Below are 12460 nucleotides of genomic sequence, written 5' to 3' on the forward strand. Positions count from 1 at the left end.
GTCGGAGGCCCGGTCGATTCGGTCCGGCTACGGCTTCGGTGCGATGGAGACCTTCACGCCCTCGCTCCACACCTTGTGCTCGTCCGCGTAGTACAGGTACGCGCGGCTGGACGGGCCCGTGTAGGTGCCGGGCACCGCGGCCACCAGGGACAGCGGCACGTCGATGCGCTTGTTCGGCTCCATGCCACGCCAGTACAGGACGACGTCGCGCCCGAGCACCTCGTACGCATCCACCACCTGCCGCTTCACCAGCTCCTTGAGCTGGTCGTGGCGCACTTCCAGTCCGCCCGGCACGCCGAAGATGGCCACCGCCGTGGGCAGCTTCTGGCCCGTGCGGTTGGCCACCACCACCCGCGCCTCCGTGGGCTCACCCTCGGTGAGGGCCGTCTTCGCCAGCGCCACCTCCAGCGTCACGGCCGTGTCCTTGGAGCTGTCCGGCGTCAGCATGTTGTAGGTGACCTCCACCGAGTACGGCAGCTCCGCGCCTCCCTCCATCCGCAGCTCCACTCGGCGCTCGCCCGTGCCCAGCAGCGCGCTCACGTCGGGCAGCTTGAGGGCTTCCTGGGAGGAGCCGTCGAAGCGCACCGGCTCGCCCACCGGACGGCCATCCACGTAGACGCGCACCAGCCCCGGGGTGAGCTTGGACGCGCGCGCCTTGTCGTAGGCGATGATGGCGCGCAGCGCGAGCACCGTGCTCTGCGTCGCGCCGTAGCGGCCACCGTCGCTGGACTCCGCGAGGAACTTCATCGCGCGCTCCACGTTGCCCACGTAGGCGGGGTCGCGCATCCACGCCAGCGTCGCCAGCGCGGTGGTCTCGATGTTCAGCGTCTCGCCGGAGCTGCCCACGATGGACTGCGTCGCGCCGTCCACCACGCCTTCCTTCCCCTGCGCGGAGGCGAGCCGGCCCATCAGCTTCCGGGCCTCGGCGGTGTCACCGGCGAGCGCCAGCACGTTGGCCGCCAGGGCCACCACGTAGCTGTTGGTGCTCTTCGCCGCCGCGGCCTTCACCGAGGCCACCTCGCGCGACAGCTCCTTCGCCTGCGAGGCCGGCTGGCCCGCGCTCTCCAGCAGCGTCCAGACGATGTATGCGTTCGACGTGTCCGGGTCCTCCACCCACACGTGCAGCGCGCGGCGCTTGCGATTGAAGCCGCCCTGGCCGTCCCGCTGCTGGAGCAGCCACTCGCGCGTGCGCTCCATCATCGCGGTGTCCACGTCGCGCACCTGGCGCATGTCCGTGAAGTGCAGCAGGCCGAACGCGGTCAGCGCCTCATGGCCGGGGTTCTGCCCGAACCACTCGTAGCCCTTCTCGGACGTCTCGTAGCCCACCAGCCGCTGGTAGCCGCGCTCCAGCTTCTCTTTCGCGCTCGCCACCAGCTCCGGGTTCACGCCGGTGTGCGTCTGGAAGTACTGCTGCGCCATCGTCATGGGGTACGTCGTGGAGCTGGTCTGCTCGAAGCAGCCGGAGGGCTCCTGGATGAGGCGGGCCAGCGACTCCGTCATGTTGGCCAGCGGGCCCGGGTACACGGCGATGGACGTCCGCACGGTGCCGGGCACCAGGCTCTTGGGCAGCACCACCTGATGCGTCGCCGGTGCCTTCGCGGACACCAGCCCGCCGTAGGACACGCGGCCCGGGAAGCCCCGGGGCTTGATGGACAGCGTGCGGGTGACGACGTCCGTGAACTCGCCCGCGCTCGCCGTGAGCTTCACGTCCACCGGCTTGGCTTCCTGGCCAATCTCCAGGGAGAAGAGCTGCCGGCCGCGCGCCTGCGAGGCCAGGTCCAGCGTGGGGCCGCCGGAGACCTTCACGTCTCCCTTCAGCTCCACCTTCACCCCCGCGCCCGAAAGCCGCGCCTCCGTCCCGTTCACCAGCGCCACCGGCAGCCGCACCACGTCTCCCGACGTCACCTCCAGCGGCAGCTTGGGCTCCGCGTAGAACGGCTGCACGGACTCCAGCTCCGCCACCGCCGAACCGAGCGCGCCGTCACCGCCCACCGCTCCCGCGAACGCCTTGAACGTCGTCACCGAGTCGCTCATCGCGAAGGACACCCGCGCCTCGCCGGTGCGGGCATCCGTGCGCACCCCGGCGTTCCAGTAGAGCGTCTCCGCGAAGTCGACCCGGTCTCCCGACTTGCGGTTTGGCCGCGCGGTGTGCGCGAACTCGCGGAGGTAGATCAGCTGCCCCTGGATGACCTGCTTGTCGTCGGCGTTGAAGTCTCGCTTCGCGCGAAGGCTCCTCCTGCGCTCCATTGGCGCCTCTTCCTCCTTCGCCGCCTTGAACACGGGGGCCGGTTCCTCCACTTCCGCGGCCGCCTCCGCCGGGGGCATGGGAGGCGGAGCCGCCGCGGCGACGGGGGCCATCTGGGGGACGGCCGCGCCCTCGGCCTCGCCGGCGAAGGCGACATCCTCGTCCACGACGTTCCGGTCCATCAGGGGCTCTTTCATTCGCGGCATGCCCCCCACGGCGGCGCCGCGTCCGGCCTTGGCGATGGCGGACGGCCGGGGCTTGCGGACGGGCTCCGGCGGCCAGCGCACCGCGAGCACGCGCATCGCCGCGTCACCGTGCCGGGCGAGGAAGGCCTTCGTGTCGGTCAGCGCGAAGCGCCGCCAGCCCTGCGTCCCCAGCAGCAGGTCCACCGCCAGCCTGGACTTCGGATTCTTCGCGTCGAGGTAGAGCTGCGCGTCGGCCAGCTCCTTCACCTCCGGCTCCAGCAGCACCATGACCGGGAGCTGCGGCGCCTGGTCGCGCTTCTCCTGGAGCTCCAGCACCGCGTCATCCGTCACGGTGAGCATCACCAGCGCGGAGACCGGCTGACCGCCGCGCGTCGTCCGGGCCGTGAGCTGCACGGGGCCACCGGGCACGTAGCGCGTGCGGTCCGCCTTCAGCTCCACCGACAGCTCCTTCGAGGGCTGGCGGAACACCAGCCGCTCCGCGAGGGGCCGCCCGTCGTGGTCCCACACCGTGGCGACGAGCACGCCGTCCGCCTCGCCGGGGTTCAACGTCACCGGCCCGCCCTTCACGTCGTCCAGCACCGCGGAGGCGACGCGCACCTCGCGCTGGCTCAGCGTCACCGTCGCGCGGCCGACGTTGGTCAGGCCCACGACGAGCTGCACCAGCTTGCCCGCGGGAACCACGTCGTCGCGCACGCGGATGACGGCGCCCCTTGGCTTCACCTCCGGCAACGGGAAGCTCTTCCGGATGCCTGAAGGCGAGTCGATGCGCAGCGCGTACCGCACCCCCGCCTGCGGGGTCAGCTCGAAGCGGCCACGGCCCTCGTGCTCGGAGCTCACGCGGGCGACGACCTTGCCGCTCTCTACCTCCACGATCCGGCCCATCAGGTCCGCCGGCTTGCGCGCGGGCGTGCGCGCCTCGAAGTAGACGCGCGAGGCGAGCCCCGCCACCAGGTCGCCGCCCTCCGGGTACATGGCCAGGTCCAGCGTCTGGAGGAGGATGGGGATCGTCTTCGCGGCGGACTCCACCACGCCGCCGTCCTGGATGGTGAAGGCCAGCGTGCCCTCGCCGCGCTCCATGGCGGCGGGCAGCGGGAAGCTCACCGTGCAGCGCCCCTTCGCGTCCACCGTGCACGGCACCTGCGCCACGCTGGCGCCATCCACGAGCGCGTTGGCCGTCACCTTCGCGCCCGCGGGCACGCCGCCCTCCGCGCGCTTCACGTCCAGCGTGGCGGTGACGGTGTCGCCCGGCCCGTAGCCGTCCCGGAGGAACTCAATCTGGGACTTGAGCCGGGGGGCCCGGTAGGCGCGCACGTCGAACTTCCGCTCCGCGGGGGCCGCGCCCGTCCACGGATAGGTGACGCGCAGGGTGTACTCGCCGCCGGCCTGGCCAGCGGGGATGGGCCAGGCGTAGCCCCAGACGGAGTCCGCCGTGGAAGCCGTGCTGGTGGTGACGACGTCCCCCTTGGGCCCGCGCACCTCCACCTGCGCATGGAGTGAGCCCGCGTACGGCTTGCGGTTCAGGGCGTCCAGCACCAGGCCCCGCACCAGCACCTGCTCCCCGGGGCGGTAGAGCGGCTTGTCGGTGGTGACATGGGTCAGGTAGCGGTTTTCGCCCCCCAGGGAGCGTGAGGTCGCCCGGGCCGCGAGGACCTGGGGCGATAACGTCACGAAGACGGCTGCGACTCCCAGCGGCAGGAGCGCGCGCAGGGCAAACGGGACGAAGTGGGCCATGGCGGCATTCAACGGCCAGGCACGCCAGAAGTTCTAGCCCTCCCCCAGGAGGTCCTGGAGGACTTCGCGCCGCCGCTCCTGCGAGGCGCGGATGCGGCGGTGCAAGCGCACGGAGTTCGTGGCCTTGTCCCGGTTCCGCGGCGCTCAGCGAGGAGTGCCACGGAACCGAGACCCCTCCGGGTCCTTCAGCGGTCGTCGCCGTCTCGCCCCGCGGAGGCGTCTACCGTGGGACTGACCTCCTGACGCCCGCCCGTCATCAGCCAGGCGCGCTGACTGGGGGCGAAGCGAGGTGCGAGATAGCCATCGTTGATCTCGCGAGTCACCGCGAAGCGATTGAACGCCGTGGCGGGGATGAACAACCGCGAGTTGTCCGCGAAGCCATCCGAGGAGGAGTCGACGTCGCCCTCGGCGGCCGAGACGACGCCGTCACCATTCATGTCGACCCGCGCGACTTCCCGGGCATAGGCCTGGAAGAGGCGGCGGTTCAGGTTCTTCTCCCAGGGCATGAACGACGCCAGCCGGACATAGACATCCAGGAAGATTTCGTTGGCGAGCCCGCTCGGGATGAATCGCTGGCGGAACTCACGCTGGGAGTCGATCTCCGCGTCGAAGAGGTCCGGATCGCGGGGACGATACGGGCTGTCTCCATACTCTTGCGGAAAGTTCTTCACGCCCAGGGGCCCCGAGCCGGGGACGATTGACTTCAGCAAGCCAATCTCACCGTCCTCGAAGGCGTCAGGAGGCGCCCCAATCTTGTCGGGGAAGCCACCGGTGAACGGCAGCTCGTAGAGCGGGTGGACCCAGTTCGTGGTGTAGTTGAACTCCCAGTAGTTGTGGACATCCAGTTGCTGCAGGGCGTTGTACGCCCCCATGCTGAGCTGGATGGGAACGACGTTGCTCTGAATCCACGGGAAGCGATCGTTCTCGCTCGGGAACCGGACGCCCTTCCCATCCGTCGTGAAGAGATTCCCGGGGACGTTGTTGTGGTGGCCGATCTTCGCCAGCATCGCCGCATCGGCGGCGGTCATCGTGCCGAACTGGGCACGCCCGTCAGGACGCGGGGGCGCGACCGGCGGGACGACCAGGTCGTGGATCATCCAGCCTTCGTACCACCCGCTCTCGTTGTTGATGACGAAGAGCCCGGAGATGTCCGTGAAGACGTCGATGAAGGCACGGACGTTGTTCGGGTCGGTGGGAAGCCCGGGCTTCGGCTCGACGACGAGCCGTACCGACGCGATGGTAGGAAGACCGCAGTTGCCGCCCGTGGCCGTCAACATCGCGGTGTCATTGACGCCGGGAATGATGCTGACGAAGACGTTGCGCTCGAAGCCATTGGTATCCAGCAGGTAGTACTGGAAGAGTTGGCTCGGCGTGTCCGCCTCCGCATAGGCTTGCATGGGGAGGAAGGTGTGCGGCCGGCTTGCGAGCCGGAGGATCCGATCCTTCAGCGGCGTGGGCAGCGCGACGATGTCCCCACGTTTGGCCACAGTGGCGACATCCGCGTTGGCATTCGGGTTGGGATGGCACGGCGGCGGCGGTTGCTCCGCGTGAGCCTGAAGCGGAATCCATGGGGTGACCAGCGCGAGCCATGCGATGGCACCCATGGCGCGTCTGCGCACGTGCATGAATGGAGAGACAATGTGGGGAGCTTGCACTTCGATCCTCCTTCGGGCGGCGTGCCGACCGTGTACGGAAGAGGGCAGGGGACGCCTGCCTTGCTTCCTCGACTGCGCCGTGGATCTAGGCCCTGGCCCGCTGGACGTTCAGTGTCCGCACGTCCTTTCCGCGTGAGCAGAATGCGACGGCCAGGGGACCCGATCGTCTCAGGAGCGCAGGCTCCTCCCTCTCACTTCTCGCGCGCTCAGGGCTCGTTGAAGATGAGCAGCCCGCGCGAGGTGTCCACCGCGTAGACAAACCCGTCGCCCGGGACGCGCATCCCCATGACGCCCTCGTAGACGACGCCCAGCCGCTTCGGGTCGGTCTCACGGTAGGCGTTGAACCAGGCAATCTCCTTGGGGAGCGTGGGGTTGGCCACGTCGAACACGCGCACGCCTTCCTGGTACCAGGCGACGTACAGCTTCGTGCCCTTCAGGATCATGTTGTGGATGGAGGTGGTGGGACGCAGCCGGTGCTCGCCGATGAGCTGGATGTTCGCCGGGTCGGTGACATCCAGCACGCGAAGGTGCGCGCCCTCCTGCTCACTGCCCTCGAACGCGATGGTGCGGCCCGCGAAGGTCCCCACCGCGCTGGCATGGCTGTACTGCCGGTTGTAGTGGTACTTGCCCAGCTCCTTGACCTGCATCGGGTCGCTCGGGTCGGTGACCAGGAAGCCGATGTCCGTGTGGTTGATGTAGAGGCGGCCCTCGTAGGCGAAGGAGTCGTGCGGATAGCTGGTGACGAACTCCTCGGACGAGAAGACGACGCGGTTGAGCAGGACGGGGTCTCGCGGGGACGTGATGTCGAAGATGAGCGTCTGCGCGGGCCGCAGCGCCATGGCGTAGAGCCGGTTGCCATCCACGAACAGGGTGTGGACATTCGGGGGCGCGCCGCTGGGCACGCTGCGGAGGTAGGTCGGATCCCCCGGGTTTGAAATGTCATACAGGATGACGCCGGAAGCCTTGGTGGCGACGTAGAGGACGTCGTCCTTGGCCCACGCGGCGTTCCAGTACCCGTCGCCCGGCAGGGAGATGACCTTCTTCAACACGGGGTGGTTGCGGTCGCTGACGTCGAAGACCGTCAGGCCTCCCGAGGGCATGTCCGGCTTGAGCTGGATGGACACCACGTAAGCATGGTTCTTCGTGACGTAGACATCCACCGGATGGCCAATCCCGACGACGGACTCGGAGACGAGGTTCAGGCCCCCGGAGGACTCGGCCTCACCGCGGCTCAAGACCAGGCGGTCCGCGTCGAACGTCCCCTTCTCCGTGAGCACGCCGTTGGTGCAGACCGCATAGCAGCCGGTGATGTGGTGGGGCTGGGGCACGTCACAGCCCGCCAGCGCGGTCTTGATGGCCACGCCCCGGGTCGTGGTGAAGACGCTCGTGAGGAGCATGCCCTGGTCATCGAACTGCTGCCGGGTGAAGCGATCGAAGTTCGAGGTTCCCGTGCCGCCCCCTTCCGGAAGCAGGAGGCCAGCTCCGCCCCAAGGGTACTCGCCGGTGTCCGGTCGCAGCTCGGTCTGGTAGATGCCGTGCCGTGACGCCGTGCGGAGCGCGCTCGGGTTGCATTGCGACAGGTTGAAGAGGGCCGGGGTGTCGCAGTCGATCTCGGTTCCCAGTGGCGGGGTGAACTCGCAAGGAGCGAAGACACCGCGGTCAATCCAATCGCTCTTCTCTTCGATGGGGGTGGAGGTGCCATCCCAGGCCACGACAGGGGGCGGGCCGGCATCCGGTGTCCCCCGGGTTTCAGCGCAGGCCGTCAGCACCAGGGAGCAGGCAAGCAGCCGCACCCCCAGACCACGAGGAAGAAAGGTCATCGATGGGCTCCCTTGCAGCGTTGTTCTCTGAATGGATAGGAGCCCCGCGCCGCCGCCGTGATGCATTCCGGTTCCAGGATTGTGTCCTGGCGAGGTGTCACCCGGGGGAGTATGAGCAATGCCATGAGCAACGAGCAGACGCCCGCCGAACCCGAAGTGATGGAGCCCACGTTCTGGCGGAAGAACGGCTGGACGGCCAAGGTCATCAAGAACGAGGACGACGACGGCTGGGCCGTGGAGATCCGCAAGCAGGGGATCCCCGAGCCCGTACTCATCAGCCCGTGGGTGATGGGCCGCGACAAGAAGAATCCCAAGCCCTTTGATGCGCCGGCGTTCGCGACCTTCGTGAAGACGGCCTCGGAGGTCCTGGATCGCTCCGCGCGACAGCACGATCAGGCCATGACCAAGAAGCTCTCCATCGCCTGGGAGGGCCTCTGGTACGAGGTCCGGCTCGAGATGGTGGCCGATGAGTATGACCCCCACGCGCTGCTGTCAGCCATCGACGACGCTGGCGCGACCGTCGCGAAGCATCGCGTGCCGGTGAACTTCAAGTTCACCCGGGACGTAGCAAACGCGTGGGTGCGCGGCGGCTTCAGCGAGCCCTGAGAACGCAATCCGGACGCAGGACGGCTTCGAGCTCGCCATCCTGCGTCCAGACTTGACCGACAGGGTTTCATCGTCACCCTGAGCTACGAGACTGGATGGGTTGGGGTTGCCTTTCCAGTGTCTCCATCATGTTTTGATCTTCTTGCAATGTCTGGGTTGCTGCCTCAGGCTGGAAGTCCACGAACACCCGATATCCTGGTTTCGAGGGGGGGTGTTGCAGAGGGGGAGTCTTCCATGCCGATGCGTCTCAACGTTGCTGCGCGGAACCTGTTTGACCTGGCCATTCCTGGCGGTGCCAGCCATGACCATCCGTCGTTCACGGTGGATCAAGCCCTCTCACGGCTGGACCAGATGGGGATCTTTCGAAACAACGTCCGCTACTACGATGCCGATCGGCAAGCCCACGCCGAGGTGGAGATCGTGGGGGGAAAGATCGTCCGCGCCAGGGATCGCCACATCTGGAGCAGTACCCGGGAGTTCCTCAATTACAATGGGCTTTTCGCGGTTGGAATGGACGGCCGGGTCCTTGTCACGCAGGACGAAGGGGCGAGGGGCGTGGGCGCGGCCACGAGGAAGAAGCACAGCAGCATGCTGGCAGGAGGCCAGGCGATGGCTGTCGGTTGCTTCTCGACGAACGCCCAGGGGTTCTTGACCTCCGTCGACAACAACTCCGGGCATTATGTGCCCAGTGCTCAATCACTGAACTGGTTCCTTGCGCAGTTGATCCAGCAAGGCCTCAACCAGATGAATCTGGCTGGGGTCCGTTACGTGTATTCGACCCAGTACGGTCCACAGAGTGTGGTGGTCAACCTGATCCGGTGGAATGCCCTTCAAACAGCGATGAGGTTCAATCAGCCGGCTCAGGTACTTACAGGCAATGGGCCGTTGAGTTTCAACCGGGTGGTAGGGCAGCGTGTGGTCGCCCCTCAAGGTGCGGCGCCCAGGCCGGGCAGGATTGTTAACTGCTGTTTCTCATGTTGCAAAATCGACCTGGAGGGGGAGTGACCGCGGTGGGGGCCCTTCAATTTCGTGCGGCGCCCCGGTGCAGGCTGCTGGAGGACGCGCAGCAGGCCGGCATCCGTCCGCGTGATGTCCGCCGGAGGGAAGCGCGCGTTCCCGCCTCCCCGGGCGAAGACCCGGATGTTCCGCGGGATGTCGCGGGGCTCGGGGGGCTATTGCAGTTGTATTGCGCTTTTGACGGGCAGGCTGGGATATAGCATCGGCCTGTGAACAAGCACTCCAGCACGAAGGTATTCGTCATCATCAGTGCCACGGTCGCCCTTGGCATTGGCGTGGGCGTGGTGAGCATCGGCCTCAAGGAGGGGGGCTTCCTGACGACCTCGGACGTGGGCGGACTCCCTGAGCTGGCCCAGGTCCAGGAGCAGCTCCGGCCGCTCGAGGCCTGTTCGCTCTCCTACCGACTGCGTGACAAACGAGGCCATCGCAAGCACCCGGACTCGGTCTTCATCCAGCCGTGCACGCGGGGTGAGTACATCAGCGTCGTCATTGACGTCCCGACGACCTGGGCATCCAGGGGAGTCGGCTTCGAGATGACCCGTGGCTCCATGACGGAGCCATGGGAGATCCTGGTCGAGAAGAAGGAGGTTCCCTTCCCCGACCTCAAGGAGGCCCTCGAGCACTTCGCCCCCCTCATCGTCGCGAGCTACCCCGAGAGGCTTCGTGAGCGACGCGGGGGCGCGAGTGAGATGGAACGCCAGCTGAACGAGCAGCGGCGCATGGAGCAGGAGCGCAAGGAGCGCGCGAAGGACTCGTATCCGCAGTGATGCTCGGTGTGCACGGGTGACTCCGGTGGTGTCGGCCCACGGATCGAAAGATTCGCCGATGCCATCCGAAGCCGCGCTCTTCCGGGGGCGGTGCGGGCTGACTACCGTCGGTTGCATGGACAACGTGGCGACGATGACGGAGAGGCTGCTGGCGGACGCGGGACTCCGGGCGGGAATGCGGGTGCTCGATGTCGGCTGTGGAAGGGGCGACGTGACCTTCATGGCCGCGAGCCAGGTGGGCGCGCAGGGACAGGTCGTGGGCGTGGACCGCGATGCCGGGGCGATTGAACAGGCCCGCGTGAGGGCTCGGGAACAGGGCCTGTCGAACGTCTCGTTCGTGGAGGGAGACCTCCATGCGCTTCCGCGGGAGCAGGGCCTGTTCGACGCGGTCGTGGGACGGCGGGTGCTCATGTACCAGGCGGACGCCGTCGACGCCGTGCGGAGTCTCGCGAGGGCCGTGAAGCCCGGGGGGCTGGTGGTCTTCCAGGAGCACGACTCGACGGTGGGCCCGGTGAGCCTCAGGCCCTTGCCGCTTCACGCGCAGGTGCGTGAGTGGATCTGGCGCACGGTGGAGCGCGAAGGCGCGAACGTCCACATGGGCTTCGACCTGGCGTCGGTCTTCACGCAGGCGGGACTCACGGTCGAACAGGTCCGGGCGGTGGCCGTCGTGCAGACGCCGACCCAGGCGCATCCCACGGGCGCCATCGTCCGCGCGATGATTCCCCGAATCGTGAAGCACGGAGTCGCGACGGAGGCGGAGCTCGATGTGGACACGCTCGAGCAGCGGCTCACGGAGGAGCGCGTGAAGGCGGGTGCGACCTACATCGGGGAGCTGGCCTTCGGAGCCTGGGCGAGAGTGCCCGGGTAGGCTGGGGCCCCTGGAAGTCCACTGCGTCTGTATGCTCGGGGGATGTCCCTGTCATTCCTGGTGTTGATGCTGATCGCAGTGGTCATGGGAGCCCTGATCGGCTTCTGGTTGCGCTCCTCCCATCGTGAGCAGCCAGCGGAGCCGCCCAGCCCTCTGTCTCCGGCGGAGGGGCAGCAGAGCCTCGCGGAGTTGATCGAGTCCGGGCAGATGATCAACGCCATCAAGCTCTACCGGCAGCTTCATGGCTGCGGCCTGAAAGAGGCGAAGGATGCCGTGGAGGCGATGCGCGATGGCCGGGCGCGCATGGAGTCCCTGGAACCCAGTGGGTTGTCCGGCCCGGAAGTGAATGACGCCATCGAGCGCGCCGTTCGAAGCAACAACCTCATCCAGGCCATCAAGCTCTACCGCGACCAGCACGGCGTGGGCCTGAAGGAAGCCAAGGACGCGGTGGAAGCGATGCGAGCCGACCTGCTCCGGCGGGGATGATTTGTCCATTCTCGCCTATACTTCGGCGCCGCATCCGTCGCCCCCATCCTGATGGAGGTTCGATGCCGTTCACGCCCGTTCCCGCGACCTATCCCATCCAATACACCTGGACCAACGGTCCAACCGCCGCGCTCAACAACCGCATCACGGCGGTCCGCGGCGTCGCCACGGGAGGGGGTGGTGAGCGACGCAGGTTGCAGGAGCCGAGAGTCAGGCGATGCGCAACGCGGAGGCGGGCCGCGCCCTCTTTCAAGGTCAGACCGCGGGCAACATGGGCTCCGTCCAGCTTGGAACGACGGAGAGGCTGTCGGATCAGATTGTCAGCGACCTGGCCTGGAGGGAGGCCACCACGGCACGTGGGGCGCTGCCGGGGGTGGCATTGGCTCATCCCGCGGCGGCTCCGAAGCCCAGTCCCCACGCAGCCCATTTCCGGTGCCCGGTCTGTGGCGACACGCAGGCAATGAAAGCCAGGTACCGGCTCCACCGGATTTTCAGCCGGCATTGAGCCGGTGTGCGGGCGGTCCGAGCTTCACGCGCGAACGGCTTCACCGTCTTCTTCGTGGGAGGAATCTCCCACATCCAAGGAGCGATGACCGTGAGCGGCGACGACAAGCAGAAGCAGTATCCCTTCTTCTGGGGCATCTACTACGGCCTCGCGAGCAAGCCTCCCCAGCTGTTCGTCGGTGGGCTTCGCACGCTCGGGCAGCTGGGCCTGCAGGGTCCGCAGCAACAGCAGGTGATCCAGTACCACAACCTGCTCACGGCCCGGGCGATCCGGGCGGGGCTCCGGTACGCCGCGGGGCTGAAGGTCGATCCGGCGACCGTCGCGACCCTCTGGAAAGCACTGCCTCCCGAGGCTCAGCAGAACACCCTCGACTGGGGACAGCAGCAGGTGGGGCAGTTCATCGGCGGCTCGGCGTTCAGCTGGGTCCTCGGCAAGGGGCTCGTGAAGTACCTGCCCAAGAAGATCGTCACCCCCGCGCTGTTCTTCCTCAGCTGCCAGGGCGCGATGGGGCTCTTCTGGAAGGATGGCTGGGACAAGGGGCCTCCGCCGCCTCC

The 12460-nt window shown here is 67.5% G+C and carries 9 protein-coding genes; 6 read left to right on the top strand and 3 right to left on the bottom strand.

The annotated features are described in order from the left end of the window. Window positions 1-27 precede the first annotated feature (27 nt). From D7Y11_RS23475 to D7Y11_RS23485, 3 genes are all read right to left on the bottom strand, one after another. On the bottom strand, window positions 28-4182 hold the full coding sequence (locus D7Y11_RS23475; protein ID WP_126934846.1) for an MG2 domain-containing protein: 4155 nt from the start codon (window positions 4180-4182) through the stop codon (window positions 28-30). Between the two features lie 185 nt (window positions 4183-4367). After that, a complete protein-coding gene (locus D7Y11_RS23480; protein ID WP_199753774.1) occupies window positions 4368-5837 on the bottom strand; it encodes a hypothetical protein in 1470 nt (489 codons plus the stop codon). A gap of 206 nt (window positions 5838-6043) precedes the next feature. Further along, window positions 6044-7657, bottom strand: a complete 1614-nt coding sequence (locus D7Y11_RS23485; protein WP_121751355.1) for an LVIVD repeat-containing protein — start codon at window positions 7655-7657, stop codon at window positions 6044-6046. Window positions 7658-7780: 123 nt separating this feature from the next. Between D7Y11_RS23485 and D7Y11_RS23490 the strand changes: the two genes are divergently transcribed. The 6 genes from D7Y11_RS23490 to D7Y11_RS23515 all read left to right on the top strand — a co-directional run. Then, a complete protein-coding gene (locus tag D7Y11_RS23490; protein WP_120578728.1) occupies window positions 7781-8263 on the top strand; it encodes a hypothetical protein in 483 nt (160 codons plus the stop codon). 234 nt (window positions 8264-8497) lie between these two features. After that, a complete protein-coding gene (locus D7Y11_RS23495) occupies window positions 8498-9268 on the top strand; it encodes a hypothetical protein (RefSeq protein WP_120578727.1) in 771 nt (256 codons plus the stop codon). 221 nt (window positions 9269-9489) lie between these two features. After that, on the top strand, window positions 9490-10047 hold the full coding sequence (locus tag D7Y11_RS23500; protein ID WP_120578726.1) for a hypothetical protein: 558 nt from the start codon (window positions 9490-9492) through the stop codon (window positions 10045-10047). Window positions 10048-10105: 58 nt separating this feature from the next. Further along, entirely contained in the window at window positions 10106-10915 is an 810-nt protein-coding gene (locus D7Y11_RS23505) for a methyltransferase domain-containing protein (RefSeq protein WP_126934847.1), read from the top strand. A 42-nt stretch (window positions 10916-10957) separates the two neighbouring features. Further along, entirely contained in the window at window positions 10958-11401 is a 444-nt protein-coding gene (locus tag D7Y11_RS23510; protein ID WP_126934848.1) for a hypothetical protein, read from the top strand. Between the two features lie 595 nt (window positions 11402-11996). Continuing rightward, the coding region (locus D7Y11_RS23515) for a hypothetical protein (RefSeq protein ID WP_148139226.1) at window positions 11997-12460 on the top strand (464 nt) is incomplete at its 3' end.

It is taken from the genome of Corallococcus sp. AB018, from assembly GCF_003986945.1.
Lineage (GTDB): Bacteria > Myxococcota > Myxococcia > Myxococcales > Myxococcaceae > Corallococcus > Corallococcus exiguus.